The organism is Nitrosomonas sp., from assembly GCF_022842015.1.
GTDB lineage: Bacteria > Pseudomonadota > Gammaproteobacteria > Burkholderiales > Nitrosomonadaceae > Nitrosomonas.
Map to the genome: position 1 here is coordinate 49269 of NZ_JALHQJ010000002.1, position 17725 is coordinate 66993.

Genomic DNA, 17725 nt, shown 5'->3' on the forward strand with positions numbered 1-17725 from the left:
TAATTTTTTGAATCATATCGTTGAGTTAATTGATATGAGTTTTTCAGAGTTTGATGTCATCCGTAGTACTCGCAAAGGAAACTTTCTCAATCAAATCGATTACCTGATTGATTGGACACCAATAGAAAAAGCAATCGCTGAACATTATGCCCTCACAACTCATGCCGCCCTGCCTATCCCGGTCTGCTGCTGTTCAAAATGTTGCTGGTAGGAATCTGGCACGGTGGACTCAGTGATGAATCAGTTGAAGGCATGGCTAATGCGAATCTGAACGTGATGCGGTTTTGGGGCCTGAGTTTGGAAGGCGATGTTCCGGATCATTCGGTACTGTCTCGTTTCAGGACACGATTAGCACAAGCACATGCCTGGCATACAACCTGAAAAGGTTGTAGTTAATAGGCAGGTACAATTGCTATCATAGGACAAATGCGCTTTCTGTGCCGATAATGATCAATGAAAGTGATTGTTCGCGTGATTTCAGCAAGGAAATGACTAAAAATATCGCGATTCTCACAAAAAAATCAGAAATTGTAACGAATTTGATAATTTGTTGAATTTTGCAAAAGCCTCCTAATATAATTTATTGTGATTGGCAACATTCTGCGAAGCAAAAAGAAAACCGATGAAAACAAAATTATTTACTTTAGAACCAAAAAATTTCTTCTTTCGAGAGAACGGCCTGAAACTAAATTCGCGTGTTCACCTTCCCATTATTTTTCCGATGCACATCATATTAATATCAATCGCATTCTTAGTAAGTTTCGATAATTAGAGAAACAGCGATATGCATTATCAGAACCTGCTTTGTATTGGCGATAGCCAAACTTTTGGCGCGCGGACTTATGGTTGTTATCCGTTATATCTGGCCCAAACGCTCACTCAACAAACACCTTATCAATGGCGTACGATTAATCGAAGCGTTAATGGCTATACAGCTCGGGAATTATGGTTTCTGCTCAATAATGAGATCGAAGTCATCAGCGATACTTATCAAGTATGTGTGCTCATAGGTACAAACGACGTGGGAAATGAAACGCCCCTAGATCTTTTTGAAGAATATTACCGGCAGATTGTTCGAGCATTTCTGATCAAAAAATACAAGGCTATATTTTGTGCTGAAATTCCCCCTATTTTTCCCGATGGCCATATTTTCTTCCGCAAAGAAACAGTAGATCGTCGAAATCAATATAATGACGCGATCAGGAAAATTTCAGCCGAAAATAAAAAAATTCATTACGTGCCGATTAACGGATTAAGTCGTGATTGCTATGTGGATTCTGTTCACTTCAACGAGCAAGGAAATCGAGTTGTCGCTGAGACATTTGCTAAGGCTATTCTAGAACGGTGAAAGTCGGGATTGTAATTGGCACTCGTCCCGAGGTCATGAAAAATTACGCCATTGTTAAGGCTCTGCGCGAAGCGAATTTGGATTTTGTCGTTCTGCATACTAATCAGCACCAGGATCCATTGCTCCGAGAGGTGGTATTTGCCGAAATGGGCTATGTGCCAAATTTTATTTATCCTCGATCTTATAGTATTGGCGCGGCGATTGATTGGGTATGCGACATCATTCGCACGCAGCAGATTGATCTGATCTTGGTGAATGGCGACACTGCGGCGTCAATTGTAGGCGCCGTTGCTGCTGTCTATTCTGATGTTGGATTAGCTCATGTCGAGGCAGGTCTGCGTGCTTATGATAATCGCATGTATGAGGAACGCAACCGTATCATGGTCGATAGTGCGGCGCATTATTTGTTTACGTATACGCAGTATCATGCGGAATATTTGAAAAATATTCCGGATTTGCGTGGCCGAATTTTCAATGTTGGCAATACTACTGTAGATTTAATTCATGACTTCTCTGCTGAATTGGTTAAACCGCGTTTGGATACTTACGCATATATTACCCTGCATCGAAAGGAATTTACCGATAGTCGCACAAGAATGATTGACGTTTTTACAACGCTCAATTCGCTGGCAGATGAATTTGATGCTATGATTTTCCCCATACATCCGCGGACGCGGGATGCTATGCAAAATTATAGCCTTAGCTTTGATCTCTTGTCACAGATAACGGTTATTGATCCGGTCGATCCATTTACATCGCTTTCTTACGAGAAATTTGCGGCGCTAATCATTACCGACAGTGGCTGCATTCAGGAAGAGGCTTATATTTTTGGTGTCCCATGCGTGACCGTGCGAAATAACACCGAGCGACCGGAGACCATAAAAGTGGGAGCCAATGTGCTAACTGGTTTCTCCCCTGGAGTGATCCAGGATAAAATATGTTCGCAGAAAAGCCTTGGCCATCAGCAGTTCCCGCCCGTCTATGGTGACATCGGAGTGGGTGAGCGTATTGTCCAAGCTTTACGAAAGCATTTTATAAATTGGCGTAATTATTAATTGTGTACGTCGATTTCTTTGATCTATACACAGGGCATCATTACAATCTGAGCTGAGCTTTTTATTAAGTTTTTTGACCTGATTGAGTTTCTACACATTTGTCTCGTAGCATGTTGACTAAGTTGTCATCGATGGAAAATTCAGTTTGATTTTCTTCGCTTGGGGTAATAAGAGTCAGAAATTCATGGGGCAAGCAAGTACGGGTTTCTGTCCTTAGGGTGTTAAGGGGTTCCTTTGCACCATATTTTCTGGAAATCCAGCCCAATGGCAACTGCTCATTCCCACGATATAAGCAGGATTTGCCACCTTGTATGCTAACAAACCATGACTTACCTGCGCAATCTATGACAATTTCATCACTCATCATTTCGGCATGTGCATCAACATGCCAGTGCATTGCCAGGGCGTGTTCGCCCGTGCCATCCACGCGATCCCAAATCATCCACCTTCCGAACCGATGGTCATAGACAAGCGCTCGCCAGTGCATTACTCCACTATCAGCATAGCCATTATGATTGGCCAGGATTACAGTCTTGCCATTAAGATTTTCACTGTGCCATATTAGTTTTGCAGTGTATGCGCGTGACCAGCCAAATGCGGATTCCTTATTCTGCAATGCTTGATCAGTATCATCCACCACAATTGTGTTATGGGCCGATGTGCCGCGAAAGTAATGCCTGAAATGCGGATTCCCGTCATAAAGATATGTGCCTGGGTCGACTAATAATGGTTTTCCGTCAAGATCCCAACAAATAGATAAAGCATCGGCGTGCCCATGCCCGAACGCACTTGCTAATCCAAGTTTGCCATGACTGAATCGCATATCGCCATGATTTGCCGCTCCTAGAATTCTCGAGTACCCGGATGCTGCAAAAATTTGCAGCGACTGTACTGGTAATTCGGATTCACAAAGGCTATTTTTCCATGATAATTGGAGATATGGCGACAATGCATAGCCATCGTCGCTATCCCCTACCGCAGGTAAGTTATCAGGCGATGAAGCAAATGCTTGTAAAAAATTTCTACCACGAAGCCAGGCTTGTTCGATATCGCTGGGAGCGGATCTACCATGATGTTTGAGCAGGCAGGTGACCAGTCCGCACAGATCAACCATCATCGCTAGATATCGGAACGATTGTTCGCGATTTCCTCCATCCGGAAGAATTTGAGCATTTGCTTCCTGCGCCATGATTTTTAAGCCAACAGCCAGCCATTCTTCCGAGTCGGGTAGTTCGGGAAAGAGTATGCCGGCGTAAATAAGCCCAGCACATTCTCCGAGGGTATGATTCCCGGCGTAAGCAAAAAGACAAAGTCTTCGCCGGATGAAGTAGGCGTGGTTGTGTACAAGATACACAAGTGCCTGCCAAGTTTGCTGACTAATATTCTCATTTCTTACACTATCAAATGCATGGCAGATACTTATCAGCCTGAGCGCACATTCCATAGTAGAAATATAATTTACGCCCTTCAGCCACGGATTCGCACTGATCCACGACAGCATTAGTTTTTCCATTCGCCGAATAACTTGGCGTTTGATGCAAGGATCATCTGTTAGATTGCCAACCAAACTGATGGTGACCAAATTTTGTAACCGGGAACGAGCCCAAACAAATTGAATATCTCCAATCGGATTGCCCGGTGCAAAAGGGATTTGCGCAAAGAATTTTAGGGGCCAATAGTGTCCGGTGTCTGGCGCTTTGTGCCAACACAGATCGTTTGCGGAGGTTGCATGATTTGCTGAATTGGGAATGGCGCAAACTTGCTGGTCACTTTTAGTGACGAGATTCTGTAGCTCTAAGTCCTCAAAATCCCAATGAAGCTGAGGAAGGCAAGACAGTTCACTGCGGCAGAACGTATGGTTCTCCGGATTGATAGTCTTGTTGAAAGGCAAGCCATAACCTGCGCGCAACTTGATCCACATGCCGACAAGCGATACCCGTCTCCGGATGCGATATAGAGATTCGCCCAGACTCATATGCGACTCAGTTCATCTTTTTAGGCAACTCACCCGGTTTGCGTATTTTTGCTGCATTCATGATCCACGCCGGGTTAGACACTTTTTTCCCAGGTATGGGGATTACGTCCGCTTCCCCATAGATGTCGTGATAATGCCGATAAAGATAGTCACATACATTCTCATAAGCACATTTTTTGCAATTTTTGGTTTTAATTCTATCTTTGAATACATAGAAGCGGCTGAGTCCTGCTGTACATACTGCTCTGAAGCCATATTTGGCAACAAAAGTAAGATACGGTGTTTTAAGAATGCCGAGTATCAGGCAGAGCCAGGTAACGAAACTACCTTTTCTGATCAGGAAACTTGTGAAATTGTCCCATTCGTCCGGATCAAAGGTCATTTGATCCATGTTTGTCACATATTGCTCGTAACCGGGAAGGAAGCAAAAGGGCATGTATCTTACATTGAAATGAGGGAGTTCAGCTTCGCACGACTTGATTGCTTTAATAATCTCTCGGCCTGCATCTGCGTAATTGACATACACTTCTTTAACGATATCAATATTCTTTGCTTGTAGCACCGGATTGAACATCACGAAATTGATGTTATCGACCTTCTTTTTAATGAGCAACTGCATAATTTCAGTCAGGTACATGAAATTTGTTTTGCAGACAACTGTGTTGGTTCGCACCCTTAAACCAAATTCACTTGCGTGGTCAATAGCTTCCAGAATGTGATCAAAACTGCGCGGAACTTTTGTCAGATCATCATGAGTTGGCGCATCATGGCCATGGATACTGAACAATATATCATCGACACCTGCAGCGACGAGACTGGCGACGTAATCCCGCTTAGATAACCTGATGCCGTTTGTAATCAAACAGACAATGGAAAAGCCAAGTTCTTTTTTAGCATACGTGATCAATTCGGGTAGATCTTTACGTAGCGTCACTTCTCCTCCGGTAAACTCGATTTCTTGTATCCCAAGCATTTTGGCTTGCTTGAGCTGTTTTCTCGCTTGCTCTGTAGTCAGCGTGTTTTCATTGGATTTCGTGATGACGGAATCATAGTAATAGCAAAAAGGGCATTTAGCATTGCACGCATAGCCTAAATTAATCTCTACTTTTTTGGTATGGTAAAGCACAGCTAAAGATTCCTTTGTTTTAGAATTGAAAGTAGTGGGTCGAAGTGAACTGTGCAGCAACGCAATCTAAATCTCAGAGGCCCTTTATGCTAGATATTAAGTTATGTATCAAGGCTCAGGTTTATGCTGTAACAGGATAGTATTTGTTTGAATGTTGAGATTATATTCAATTCTCAGCAATGAAAACCATTTAAGTTGAGAATTCATGCTAATTAAGAAGATCCTACTTTATCTGAATGATATTGCGATAAAATTATCAGCAGAGATGGATGAAGAAGCATCCGAGATTCACTCGTTGGATGAGTTTGATATGCTTGAATGATTCTATGAACTGATAAAAATACAAACAATTTAAGCTCATTAGCTAAAGGAGTTTTTTCTATGGTTGCATTGGTCCGGTGGGGTATATTAAGCGCGGGACTAATGGCCGATCGCTTTGTTTCTGATCTTAGAAAGACCCCCGGCGCTGAAGTTGTCGCCGTGGCAGCACAATCAATCCAGCGAGCGGAGGCATTCGCAGCAAAGCATCGCATTTCTCGCGCGTATGACTCATATGAGGTACTAGCCAAAGATCCGGGTATTGACGTTATCTATGTAGCTACAACCCATAATTTCCACAAGAGTCATACGCTTCTGTGTCTGGAAAATGGAAAGCATGTGTTATGTGAGAAACCATTTGCGCTGAATGCGATAGAAGCATGCCAAATGATTGCTTGTGCAGGTGAAAAGCGGCTTTTTCTTATGGAAGCCATGTGGTCGAGGTTTAATCCTGTGTATAAGCGTGCGATGCAGTGGGTTAAGGACGGGTTGATCGGGGAAGTTCGGATGCTCAAAGCCGATCTCGGATTCAGGGCATCGTGGGAACCTCAACATAGATTGCTTAATCCTGCTCTTGCCGGTGGGTCAATTCTGGATGTCGGTATTTATCCTCTTGCTTTGGCATCTCATCTCTTTGGCCCGAAACCTTCAGAAATTCAAGCGCTGGCATTTCTGGGTGCAACCGGTGTCGACGAGCAAGCTGGTATCATGCTGCAATATCCACAGGGGCAGCTTGCTTTACTATCAAGCTCCATTCGAACGCGCACTCCGCATAATGCTTTTATTATGGGTACCAAAGGAATGATTTGGATTCCCATGTTTTGGCGTGCCCGCTTGGCTGTTCTTTGGCGTTCAAGAAAATTGCCTCGAATCACATGGGGGAGCGCGGGATACGAGCATGAAGCTGCAGAAGTTAATCAATGCATTCGAGAAGGAAAATTAGAAAGTGCAAGCGTTACTCTTGCTGAATCCTTAGCTTTGATGGAAACGATGGATCAGATTAGGAAAAAAATCGGCTTGAAATATCCTGGGGATGTGTCGGCTTAATCGCTGGATGACAACAGTCAATTATTTGGATGGTCACTCTAGATTTTAGTGGCAATGCTCATTATAAAACATTTAGATGACTGTGATGTTACATCCTGGTTTCCTCGATTTAACTCGCAATTCCCAGAGGTCTTGCCACGGGGATAGGTGCAGGGCGTGCGGAGCAAATTTATTGCTGATTAGAATTGTTACTATTTCAAAAAGATTTGATCGAATGTTCCGCCATCGGAGAAGTGAGTGTTGTGTGTGGTTTTCCAGTCGCCAAAGGCGTCATTAATATTGAATAATTCTATTTTGGGAAACTGCGCTGTGTATTTTTCAGCGACTTTAGCACTGGTGGGTCTGAAAAAATGCTTGGCTGCGATTTCTTGCCCTTCTTCTGAATAGAGATATTGGAGATAGGCTTCGGCAGCTTTCCGCGTACCTTTCTTATCGACAATTTTGTCAATTAATGCGACGGCTGGTTCAGCCAGGATGCTTAGAGAAGGAATGACGATTTCAAATTTCCTTGTGCCATATTCTTTAAGTATCTGGAACGCCTCGTTTTCCCATGATATTAAAACATCTCCGGTTTCACGCTCTACGAACGAGGCAGTGGAGCCACGTGCGCTGGAATCTAGTACCGGAACATTCTGATAAATCTTGCGGACGAAATCTTTCGCTTTATCTTCGCCATAGTGCCGTTTGCCATATTCCCAAGCTGCCAGGTAGTTCCATTGCGCTCCACCGGATGTTTTTGGGTTTGGTGTAATGACCGATACATCAGGATGTGCCAGGTCTACCCAATCCTTAATTCCCTTGGGATTTCCTTTGCGTACCAGAAAAATGATGGTCGATGTATAGGGTGTGCTGTTATGACTTAGGCGTTTTTGCCAATCTTCCGGTAGTAATTGGGTTTTTTCTGCGATTGCATTGATATCATTGGCTAAAGCCAATGATACGATATCGGCCTCCAATCCTTCAATAACGGAACGTGCTTGCTTGCCGGAACCGCCGTGAGATTGCTTAATTGTGATTGTTTCATCAGTTTTTGCTAGCCAGTGTCGTGCGAATGCCTGATTAAATTCTTGATATAACTCCCGTGTTGGATCGTAAGAAACGTTGAGTAAGGTTTTCTCCGCCAATACGATATTGCTGATCAAGAAACCTACTGCCAAGAAGCTTATGGTTAGCCATGTTTTAATGCTCATAATGGTTCCTCACATACAAATTACAAACAATTTATAAGAGATTGATTCGAGATGATTGGATGATAGTGCTGCTGATATCGGTTTAAAGTTGACTAGACGGAATGAATGCATAGCATACATAGCCATAATACTACGCAGCTGTGGATAAGTCGATCAGACTGGCATGGGTTTCCTCTCTATGGGGTGCTTTAAACGGCGTCATGTCATTGATAGTAGATAGTAGTGTGAGGTTAGAAATAGCGAGCTTGCAAGGCAGATAATATGCTGTTGTCGAGAAATAAAGGGAGGTTTTTGCATGCTATATTCCCCAGCATATTTTGCTTATGAGAGTGTTTGCTGCCCAATTTTATTGGCGCAAATTCTCGCTTTTTGGTTCATTGACTACTTTATAGATGGTTGGTCAGGATGCGTCAATTTATGGTGTCTGTGCCACGATAGTTTATTTCCTGGTTTCATGCACAGTTCTTGCCAGCTCTGTTATTGATCGGGTGGTGTTAAATGCGTCTTTTTGCGTGTACTCAGCCGATCTCCTTTAACTTGACGAAAACGACGCTAGAGAAATCACAACATTCATCTTTGGATAGGGGGCCTGGTGAAATTCCAGGACCCCATAGTTTTCAAGATATCGTTCTTTAACGATTTTCTAGTCAGAAAATAAAACTTAACAGATTGTTATCACGCTAGTTCTCCTGCTATTACATCAATTTTTACGAGATTTTTCGTAAATCTCTAAAAGTCTATAGTAGCGATTTACTGAGAATCTCCTTGTTTATTGCCATCATAGAGGCTTGGTGGATATTGGCCTGGTTTTGGATCACTACAGCCAACTAAAAAGAATGCGAAAATAGCTGCAATTAATAGAGAATATTTCATGTCCGTTATCTCCTATAAAATTATAGTTCTATGATATATGAGTTAAGTGAAACAGCTCTTCGGCCATTCAAAAAAGCGAGAAAGACCGACTTCTTAATACCAGAATATGGCAGCCCTGTCCAGAGAAATTCGGAAAATTTTATAAAGATGAACGCATATTTCTGGAGATTATTCAATTAATCTCCAGAAATAAATTACAAGAGCCTGATACAGAATCGCGCTTGAGATAATAGCTTGCTTTCCAACAGTTAGTTCCCAACTAAATGAGAGTTAGCCGCTCCAACTTAGTCACAGAAGTATTTCGTTCAGCAGAACCATAAAGATCCCAATTGACCTCTACTTTATTTTGATCATTCTTTTGTACATTAACCAATGCAAAATTATTGGTTCTACAAGGCTCCATGAGTAATCGGAATGCTACATTGGGTTCGTTACCATCCTGATCTCTCTGCAAAAAACCGTGATCCTTGATCGCCCAAGCTAGCGCAGATGCTTGCGCCCAAGGTAGATCATACGTGATAGCGCTCGATGTCAGCTGATAAACATGGGTACCCGGATATTTTTTGTGGCTCATGCGAAACGCTGCCCCAATGTGCACATCGCCACTCAGTAAATAGAGTGATTTTCCATTCGTATTGGCTGCTTTGAAAATTGCGCCCAATAGTTCATCGCGCTCTACCCAGTTTGTTTCATGCTCCCACTGGTCACGCATATCATCCTTTAAAGCGAGAATATCAAGATAGTTGACTACAAAGCTCTTTACGTGCACGACGGGCACGGGTGAAACTACAAAAACGGAAGTAGCACGCTTAAATGTGTCAGATTCAAGCCAATCCTTAAAGCGTTGCATTTGAGCTTGACCAAGAATGCGGTCATCGGTCGTGCGTGTATAATCACGTTGTCCGCGCATGTCGAGCACATAGAAAGCTGCTTCGCCCCAACTAAATGCATAATCAAATTGATTGTCAGGAGTGGTAGGATTATGAACATGCTCGTATTCGTAATAAGTCAGCTTTGCAGCCTCATACATTTGATAAAAAAGAGAAAGCTTCTCTTCATCGCTATCCCAATCCCACCATGAGTCCAGCAAATTCTGTCTTTCCTTGGCATCATAAGAGCCCCACCCATCGAGGATTTCATGATCATCCCATATCATATAAGTGGGGAAACGCGACAATACACACCGCAGTTGGCGATGGCCCCAATAGCCCCGATAGATATCGCGATACCATGAACGCATGACTTCTACACGATCCTCTTGCTTTACTTCCTGCACAAATTCCTTACGGTTCTTTCTCAGCCACTCCCAAATGCTGACTTTGGAATTGCCATCGACGTAGACCTGATCCCCAACACCTAGAATAAAGTCACCATTACGTTGATCAAGTTCGTCACCAAAACGATCCCACATATGAATATTTACAAGATCAAACGAATTTTTCTTATACGGCATGTGGCAACTGAAAAGACCGAATGTCATGGATTCTTGTACTTCATTCAGAGTTTTGAAACGATTGAATTGATTATTGGGAATAATCTCCCATGGCGTTTTTCTTATTGTCCGATTAAGTGCGAAAGCTGCATAAAAATAGCGTTGACCTGGCTTTAGCCCGGTGACTTCCCACACCTCCGTAATATCATGGGCATATTTTAGATCTGAGGATGCAGTAAGGAGTGCATTCGGTATTTCGCGAATGCTGTCCTGATTCGAGACACTCCTCAGAAAAAAAACTTCCTTACCATTTACCGTCCTCGTTTCAGGCGTCCAATCGGTAGCCGCCTCATTGTCAGCTAATATCGGCTCAGGACAAATAACCATACGGTATGTATTTTCCTGATACGCTCGCATCCACAACTTAGTGCTAGTAGCTGTTGTATGCCCAACGATGACAGCATTAGTGAGCAGTGGATTAATCCAGGGGCGATTGGAGCCACGGTCATAGAAGTCGAATGTTTTCATGATTGGTTACCAAGAATTTTGAATGAAAGCTATTGTAACTGCATATTAAAACTATCAGGAAATTGTGAATAAGCCAGATTTTCTTATACAAGCAAATCCGCCCTTAAATACCGGCCCGATCACTCACATTAGCATACTGAGCGGGTTGTAGCTGTAAGATTTCAGTTACTCACGCGGCAACTGGTCACGCTGCAACAAAAAAACAAATTCATCTCCAGCGCTGGTTTCCAGCCAGGTAAACGGCAATCCCGGATAGGCTAGTTCCAATGCTGCGCGATTATGCCCGATTTCAACGACCAGGATTCCGTCGCCAGTTAAATGCTTGGCGGCCTGTTGTAGAATTTGGCGCGTTGCATCCAGTCCATCCGCACCGCTTGCCAGCGCATTTTCTGGCTCATGCCGGTACTCCTGAGGTAATTGCGCCATCGATTCGGCGTTGACATAGGGCGGATTACTGATAATTAGATCGTAGCGCTTCTTCTGTAACGCTGAGAATAGATTGGATTCCATCAGACCAACTCGTACTTCCAGTCCGTAATTCTGTATATTTTTGTGTGCTACAGCAAGCGCCTGAGCGGAAATGTCGGCGGCATCAATCGTGGCGTTGGGGAAGCTATGCGCCATCAAAATGGCGAGACAACCGGAGCCGGTGCAGAGATCGAGTGCGGTGGTTATGACATCCGGATCAATGATCCATGGGGATAGCTGTGTTTGCAGTAATTCGGCAATGAAAGAGCGTGGAATGATTACGCGCTCATCGACATAAAAGCTGTATTCACCGAGCCAAGCTTCATGCGTCAGATAAGCCGCAGGAATTCTGTCTTTAATGCGGCGCTCAATTATTTTTAGTACGTGATTGCTTTCGTCCGTTGTGATACGCGCGTCCAGAAACGATTCTAGTTGATCCAGTGGTAAATATAAGCTTTTCAGAATAAGATACGCCGCTTCATCATATGCATTCGCCGATCCATGGCCAAAATACAAACCGGCTTTGTTGAATTGGCTGACCGCGAAACGTAGCAAATCGCGGATGGTATGCAGTTGCGATTGAACTTGAGTGATCATGGGCATTAAATTAACCGAGAAGCTGAAATGTTCATGTAGAAGCAGTGGAAATAACTGGCTATATTGATGAAACTGCAATGTAGCATAAAAACTGAGATGTGAAAGAAGCTCACATGCTAATTATTCTGGATACATCATATTGAATATCGATACAGATAATTATTTCATGCAGGTTGCTTTGGAATTGGCGCAGCAAGCACAAGCGTGCGGTGAAGTTCCAGTCGGCGCTGTAGTAGTGCGGCATGGCGTCATAGTCGGGCGTGGTTTTAATCGTCCGATTTCTGTTGCCGACCCAACTGCACATGCTGAAATCATTGCAATGCGCGATGCCGCCAATCATATGGCTAATTACCGTTTGCCGGACTGTATGCTATATGTCACATTGGAGCCGTGCGTAATGTGCATCGGCGCGATTTTTCACGCTCGTATCCAACGCCTGGTCTATGCTGCAACGGATCCCAAAACCGGTGCCTGCGGCAGCGTTATGGATTTACCTGCGGAAACGCGATTGAATCATCACTTATTAGTTGATGCAGGAATCATGGCACCTGAGGCTGGCGCATTGTTAAAGCAGTTTTTTGCACAAAGGCGCAATGCAACGAAACGGAGTAAACATGAAAATTGATATCTATATCGCTACCCAGCAAATGGATGTAATGGATGAACAGGGGCAAATCGTCCGGCAATATCTCATTTCTTCGGCAAAGAACGGTACAGGGCAGGAAAATGGTAGCTTCTGTACACCGCTGGGGAAACACATCATTCGCGTTAAAATTGGCACTGGCCAACCTGTCAATACGGTTTTTATTAAGCGACGTCCTACCGGTGAGATTTATTCACCGAGACTGGCTGCACAATTTCCTAAACGTGATTGGATTCTGACGCGTATTTTATGGCTATCCGGCTGTGAACGGGGTTTTAATCGACTGGGTTTGGTGGACACCATGCGTCGCTATATCTACATACATGGCACGCCGGATAGTGTGACGATGGGCAAGCCCGGATCTATCGGATGCATTCGCATGCGCAATAGCGATTTGGTGGAATTGTTTGATCTGGTGGGCATAGGAACACAGGTAGAGATAATTGCATAGAAAATAAATTGATTTTCCCTTAACATTCAGAATAAGCTATTGCAATTGGGAGGGAAAATGGAATCTCTATTAATCCTTAAAAGATTCAGATTTGCTCGCTGCATGTTTTTATTAGTCAGTTTGCTTTTATTTTCCACTCGGGTGGTCGCGGATGAATGGATTTATACCGTGAACGCAGGAGATAATCTCTGGAATATTTCCGAGCAGCACTTGATCAGTACGCAGTATGCAGCTCGTTTGCAGCAACTCAATAAAATATCTGATGCCTATACAATTCCTCTCGGCACCAAAATCAGAATGCCCGTTGCGTGGTCAAAAATACAAACTAGCGGAATTTATGCCCAAGTGATTCATGTGCATGGTAGCGTTCATGTAAAACGCAAGAATGCGACGGAAGTTCCCGCCGAAACAGGAATGAAGTTAAATACAGGCGATGAAGTGCGCAGCGAAAATGACTCCTTTGTCACCCTCAAGTTCTTCGATAACTCGCAACTCCGATTACAAGAAAATAGCCAGATTCGTATCAGCGAAATGAATGTGCTGGGTGACAACGGGTCGGTGGATACGCTCATCGAATTGCAGCAGGGTCGGACCGAGAGTGACGTGCCACAAAAACCAGGGATCGGTACCCGCTTTAGAATTAGAACACCATCTGCCGTCAGTTCCGTGAGAGGTACTGATTTTCGGGTTGGAACAGCAACCAAGGATGAGCATACGAGCAGTGAGGTGTTATCCGGTTTAGTGCAAGTCGAGGGTGAGAAAAAGGAAATTGCAGTTTCGGCGGGTTTTGGAACGATCACAGTACCCGGTGCGCCACCCGGTTCACCGGTTAAATTGTTGTCTGCGCCGGATTTGAGCAATACCCCTGTGCTCTATGAACGCTTACCTTTGGTGATTTCATTGAATCCGCTTGCGGGTGCTGTGACATATCGTGCCCAAATTGCTAATGATCAAAATTTCCAGAATTTATGGACTGAGTTTACTACAGACAAATTACCTTTCCGTGATGGTGATATTCCAGATGGCGACTACTGGCTGCGAGTTCGAGGCATTGATGCTGCCGGTATTGAAGGGCATGACGCCACGATAACTTTCACACTGAATGCTCGTCCGGAACCTCCTTTTATTATTGCGCCATTACCTGAAGGCATGGTTGACCCGGTCAAGCGCGAATTCCAATGGTCGATTCAGCCGGAAGCGGCGCATTACCGCGTTATGATTAGTCAGGACCCCGGATTCGCAACAACTGCGATGGATAACGTCGAAGTTACGAACAATACCTTCCGGTTGGCCGATCCTTTGCCGCCGGGCCATTATTTTTGGCGTATTGCATCGGTTTCCACGACTGAAGGTGTAGGGCCGTTTACAGATGCCATGTCATTCCGGATGCCCTTCCCAGGGCCAACTATGGAAGCAACAAAGTTCGATAAAACACAAATGACATTTGCATGGCGAGCCGGTGGCGAAGATCAAAGTTTTCATTTCCAGTTAGCACGCGACGAGACATTTAATCAAATTTTATACGATGAGAAAACCCCAGCAACCCAATTGACAGTTGCACGACCTGACGGAGGTCAATATTTCTTGCGTACGAAAACGATCGAAGCCGATGGTTATGAAGGGCCTTGGGGACCATCACAAAAAATCGATATCCCTTACGCTAATCCCTATTGGTTGTTGTTGCCATTCGCACCGCTGATTGATCTACTTTTATGATCCGGTGGGTAGATCGCGCATTTCGCAACACATTTGTTTTGCGTGCGATCCTGCTGATAACAAGTGTGGGATTGTTGTCCTTTTTTGCAGTATTAGAACGTATTGACGCAGTTATTTACGATCAAGTTTCCACTATACAATATTATCCACCGGATGATGATATTGTTATCGTTGCAATTGATGAGGAAAGCATAAAGACGCTAGGGCGTTGGCCTTGGTCAAGAAGTGTACATGCCGAATTAATCAAGCGATTAGAGAGTATTGGTAACCACTCAGTTGCGTTTGATCTGATATTCTCAGAACCACAAACCAACGACCCTGAGGCGGATCATTCCCTGGCAGCGGCTATCGCGTCTCATGGCATGATCATTCTCCCCGTTGCTCCAGTTGCTGATAAAAATAGAGAGTATGTTTATCTTGTTGAACCACTTCCTATCTATCGTCAGCATGCAAAGCTAGGTCACGTTGATATTGAACTGGATAGCGATGGTATAGCCCGACGGGTTTTTCTAACGGCCGGCATCGAAGAACCCAAGTGGCCAGCATTTGCGCTAACACTAGCTGCATCAGCTAACCAAAACATAGCAAACTGGATTAAAAGTTTTCCTGATGAAAATATTAACCCCTGGGGGCGCTGGGTGCGTTCACACGAAGTATTGATACCCTATGCCGGAAAATCCCGAAGTTTTCTACAAGTATCATATGCTCAGGTATTGTCGGATGATCAGATTTTAGCTAGCCTAAGAAACAAGATTATCATTGTTGGAATGACCGCGACCGGAATCGGAACCCGATTTGCCACACCTGTTTCTCCGATTAACCGTCGACCGATGAGTGGAGTAGAGTGGCATGCCAATGTTCTTTCCATGTTAATCCATGACCGCATGATTCTTCCGCTAGCTAACTATTCAGTTAGCTTAATTTCTGTAGCCTGGGTATTCGCCATATTATTCACACTCGGTACTTTTCAGCGAAACATCACGATACCATTGCTCCTTGCGCTAATTGGCTTTGGTTTGTGTGTTGTTTGGGGCGTTTTGCGATTTCTCCATATCTGGTTTCCTCCTGGTGCTGCATTGGTTGGAACGATAGCGATTTACCCTCTATTGAGTTGGCAACGCATTAACGAATTCATGCAATCACTCTTTTTTGCCAAAGCAGGTTCAAGCGCAGCTTTGGAATCTGTGGGGGATGGCGTTATAACGACCGATACGCGCAATCATATTATTTATATGAACAAAGGCGCTGAGCGGATCCTTGGCGTAACGCTCAATCAAACTCAAGGAGCATCGTTACTCAAACTGATGCATCTTAGTAAAATTCAGGATAGGACTGCTTTTACTGGGTTAATAGATTCAGAAATACCGATACCTGCATCCAGTATCGGTACTATCCAGTGCTATCTAAAAACTTCTGGTGGCGAGAAGCGCGCTGTGCGGATTACGCGCCATATGCTGCGTGATGAACATAAAGCGTTGATGGGGTTTTTATTTGCGCTTGCTGACATCACCGATACCATTGAATTGACAAGGCAAGTTGAATATCAAGCAAGTTACGATACATTGACCAACTTACCAAACCGGGCATTGCTGCTAAAGCGATTTGAAGCAATGACATCATCACCGCAAAAATACGGAAAAATTATTGCTGTATTTTTTGTTAGTTTAGACAATTTTAAAAAAATTAACGATGCATTAGGTCACCGCGCAGGCGACGAGCTGCTGAAAATGGTATCACAGCGACTCAGTAACATCATTTCAAATGCTGATTTTTTAGCACGCTGGGGAGGTGATGAATTTGTTCTTCTATTTAATGATGTGCATGAAAAAGATATTGCTGCGCAAAGAGCTCAAGAAGCTTTAGATTTAATCGAGCATCAATTTTTTCTGCATGACCAGGAAGTTTTTGTGACAGTCAGCATTGGTATTAGTTTTTTCTCTGAAGACGGGAAAGGCAATGAGATTGTTTTAGAACAAGCAAGTACTGCTATGCGTCGCATAAAAAATGAAGGTGGCAATAGTTTCGGATTTTATTCAACTGAGTCCTCTGTCGCTTGGACGCGCGATAGGCTTAAATTTGAGAAAGAATTACGCATTGCTTTAAATGAGGGTCATTTACAAGTGCTATACCAACCTATTGTTGATGTTCATCAACAAAGCATCGTGCGCATGGAAGCGTTGGTTCGTTGGCCTCATCCGACACGAGGATACCTATCACCGAGCGAATTTATTCCATTAGCAGAAAGCGTTGGATTAATGGAACAACTAGGGAGAGAAGTGTTAAAAACCGCATGCGTTGCAGCGTATAGACTTATTCAGAGCAGTAAGCCTATTCATGTATCAGTCAATGTGCATCCGCGTCAATTGCTGAATGAAAATTTCTTACCCACACTTTCTCGGGTTTTAACTGAAACCAAGCTACCAGCGACCTCACTAACACTCGAAATTACCGAGAGTGCTGTCGTTAGCGATATGGCACGTGCCGCGGTGATATTGCAGCAAATTAAAGGACTTGGTGTCCTCATTGCGCTTGATGATTTTGGTACCGGCTACTCTTCACTTACATTATTGCGTGAATTACCGATCGATATTCTGAAGATCGATAAGTCTTTTATCCGCGCACTAGATCAAAATATCAATGATTTAACTATTACGCAAGCGATTATCGGATTGGGAGCTAATTTAGGACTTACGATCATCGCCGAAGGCGTTGAGTCCGAGCGGCAAGCTCGGACTCTTCTGGAAAATCACTGTCACTTACAGCAGGGGTACTTTTTCAGCCGTCCAATACCTTATGAATCAATTCTACAGTTAGTAAATGAAGCAGATTTCTCAAGCTTGGTCTCGATTAAGCAATTATGTGCTATTGTGGGTTTGAAGTAATATTATTCACAGCACTGAAAGAATAATTTCCAAGGGTTGCCTCATAAATGTGTAGGATTTATTCGAATGTATTAAT

13 protein-coding genes and 1 pseudogene are annotated in these 17725 nt (G+C 43.7%); 8 read left to right on the forward strand and 6 right to left on the reverse strand.

What is annotated here, in order from left to right; genetic code table 11:
- Positions 1-177 precede the first annotated feature (177 nt).
- The 3 genes and pseudogenes from Q0C11_RS00750 to Q0C11_RS00760 form a co-directional block, all read left to right on the forward strand.
- Positions 178-381: pseudogene (locus tag Q0C11_RS00750) on the forward strand (transposase); the annotation flags it as partial.
- Between the two features lie 403 nt (positions 382-784).
- Positions 785-1348 carry an SGNH/GDSL hydrolase family protein gene (locus tag Q0C11_RS00755; protein ID WP_293004871.1) on the forward strand — a complete coding sequence of 188 codons (564 nt, stop codon included), beginning with the start codon at positions 785-787 and terminating at the stop codon, positions 1346-1348.
- A gap of 35 nt (positions 1349-1383) precedes the next feature.
- Positions 1384-2403, forward strand: coding sequence for a UDP-N-acetylglucosamine 2-epimerase (locus tag Q0C11_RS00760; RefSeq protein WP_293004872.1), 1020 nt, complete (start codon positions 1384-1386; stop codon positions 2401-2403).
- Between the two features lie 64 nt (positions 2404-2467).
- Here Q0C11_RS00760 and Q0C11_RS00765 read toward each other — a convergent pair whose 3' ends face one another.
- Both Q0C11_RS00765 and Q0C11_RS00770 read right to left on the reverse strand, forming a co-directional pair.
- Complete coding sequence (locus tag Q0C11_RS00765) at positions 2468-4378, reverse strand: alginate lyase family protein (RefSeq protein ID WP_293004873.1); 1911 nt, start codon at positions 4376-4378, stop codon at positions 2468-2470.
- 7 nt (positions 4379-4385) lie between these two features.
- Complete coding sequence (locus tag Q0C11_RS00770) at positions 4386-5504, reverse strand: radical SAM protein (RefSeq protein ID WP_293004874.1); 1119 nt, start codon at positions 5502-5504, stop codon at positions 4386-4388.
- 381 nt (positions 5505-5885) lie between these two features.
- Between Q0C11_RS00770 and Q0C11_RS00775 the strand changes: the two genes are divergently transcribed.
- Positions 5886-6869, forward strand: coding sequence for a Gfo/Idh/MocA family oxidoreductase (locus tag Q0C11_RS00775; RefSeq protein WP_293004876.1), 984 nt, complete (start codon positions 5886-5888; stop codon positions 6867-6869).
- 191 nt (positions 6870-7060) lie between these two features.
- Here the strand turns inward: Q0C11_RS00775 and Q0C11_RS00780 are convergent, their stop codons facing one another.
- From Q0C11_RS00780 to prmB, 4 genes are all read right to left on the reverse strand, one after another.
- Positions 7061-8059: a sulfate ABC transporter substrate-binding protein gene (locus tag Q0C11_RS00780; RefSeq protein WP_293004878.1), complete on the reverse strand. Its 999-nt coding sequence runs from the start codon at positions 8057-8059 to the stop codon at positions 7061-7063.
- Positions 8060-8809: 750 nt separating this feature from the next.
- On the reverse strand, positions 8810-8932 hold the full coding sequence (locus Q0C11_RS00785; RefSeq protein WP_292918670.1) for a hypothetical protein: 123 nt from the start codon (positions 8930-8932) through the stop codon (positions 8810-8812).
- A gap of 259 nt (positions 8933-9191) precedes the next feature.
- Complete coding sequence (locus Q0C11_RS00790; protein ID WP_293004880.1) at positions 9192-10892, reverse strand: alkaline phosphatase D family protein; 1701 nt, start codon at positions 10890-10892, stop codon at positions 9192-9194.
- A gap of 165 nt (positions 10893-11057) precedes the next feature.
- Complete coding sequence (prmB, locus tag Q0C11_RS00795; protein ID WP_293004908.1) at positions 11058-11957, reverse strand: 50S ribosomal protein L3 N(5)-glutamine methyltransferase; 900 nt, start codon at positions 11955-11957, stop codon at positions 11058-11060.
- 133 nt (positions 11958-12090) lie between these two features.
- On the opposite strand from prmB, the gene tadA reads away from it, so the two are divergent.
- The 4 genes from tadA to Q0C11_RS00815 are packed head-to-tail and all read left to right on the forward strand — an operon-like array spanning position 12091 to position 17649.
- Positions 12091-12582: a tRNA adenosine(34) deaminase TadA gene (tadA, locus tag Q0C11_RS00800; RefSeq protein ID WP_293004910.1), complete on the forward strand. Its 492-nt coding sequence runs from the start codon at positions 12091-12093 to the stop codon at positions 12580-12582.
- Positions 12572-13051, forward strand: a complete 480-nt coding sequence (locus tag Q0C11_RS00805; RefSeq protein WP_293004882.1) for a L,D-transpeptidase — start codon at positions 12572-12574, stop codon at positions 13049-13051. The genes tadA and Q0C11_RS00805 overlap by 11 nt, the downstream gene beginning before the upstream one ends.
- Positions 13052-13108: 57 nt before the next feature.
- Positions 13109-14767 carry a FecR domain-containing protein gene (locus tag Q0C11_RS00810; protein ID WP_293004884.1) on the forward strand — a complete coding sequence of 553 codons (1659 nt, stop codon included), beginning with the start codon at positions 13109-13111 and terminating at the stop codon, positions 14765-14767.
- On the forward strand, positions 14764-17649 hold the full coding sequence (locus tag Q0C11_RS00815) for an EAL domain-containing protein (protein WP_293004886.1): 2886 nt from the start codon (positions 14764-14766) through the stop codon (positions 17647-17649). Before Q0C11_RS00810 ends, Q0C11_RS00815 begins: the two co-directional genes overlap by 4 nt.
- Positions 17650-17725 lie beyond the last annotated feature (76 nt).

Excerpts from the sequence above, each read along its gene's own strand:
- Q0C11_RS00755 (WP_293004871.1), top strand. The coding sequence starts at position 785 with ATGCATTATCAGAACCTGCTTTGTATTGGCGATAGCCAAACTTTTGGC.
- Q0C11_RS00790 (WP_293004880.1), bottom strand. The coding sequence starts at position 10,892 with ATGAAAACATTCGACTTCTATGACCGTGGCTCCAATCGCCCCTGGATT.
- Q0C11_RS00780 (WP_293004878.1), bottom strand. The coding sequence starts at position 8,059 with ATGAGCATTAAAACATGGCTAACCATAAGCTTCTTGGCAGTAGGTTTC.
- Q0C11_RS00760 (WP_293004872.1), top strand. The coding sequence starts at position 1,384 with ATGAAAAATTACGCCATTGTTAAGGCTCTGCGCGAAGCGAATTTGGAT.
- Q0C11_RS00785 (WP_292918670.1), bottom strand. The coding sequence starts at position 8,932 with ATGAAATATTCTCTATTAATTGCAGCTATTTTCGCATTCTTTTTAGTT.
- Q0C11_RS00810 (WP_293004884.1), top strand. The coding sequence starts at position 13,109 with ATGGAATCTCTATTAATCCTTAAAAGATTCAGATTTGCTCGCTGCATG.
- Q0C11_RS00805 (WP_293004882.1), top strand. The coding sequence starts at position 12,572 with ATGAAAATTGATATCTATATCGCTACCCAGCAAATGGATGTAATGGAT.
- Q0C11_RS00815 (WP_293004886.1), top strand. The coding sequence starts at position 14,764 with ATGATCCGGTGGGTAGATCGCGCATTTCGCAACACATTTGTTTTGCGT.
- Q0C11_RS00775 (WP_293004876.1), top strand. The coding sequence starts at position 5,886 with ATGGTTGCATTGGTCCGGTGGGGTATATTAAGCGCGGGACTAATGGCC.
- Q0C11_RS00765 (WP_293004873.1), bottom strand. The coding sequence starts at position 4,378 with ATGAGTCTGGGCGAATCTCTATATCGCATCCGGAGACGGGTATCGCTT.
- prmB (WP_293004908.1), bottom strand. The coding sequence starts at position 11,957 with ATGATCACTCAAGTTCAATCGCAACTGCATACCATCCGCGATTTGCTA.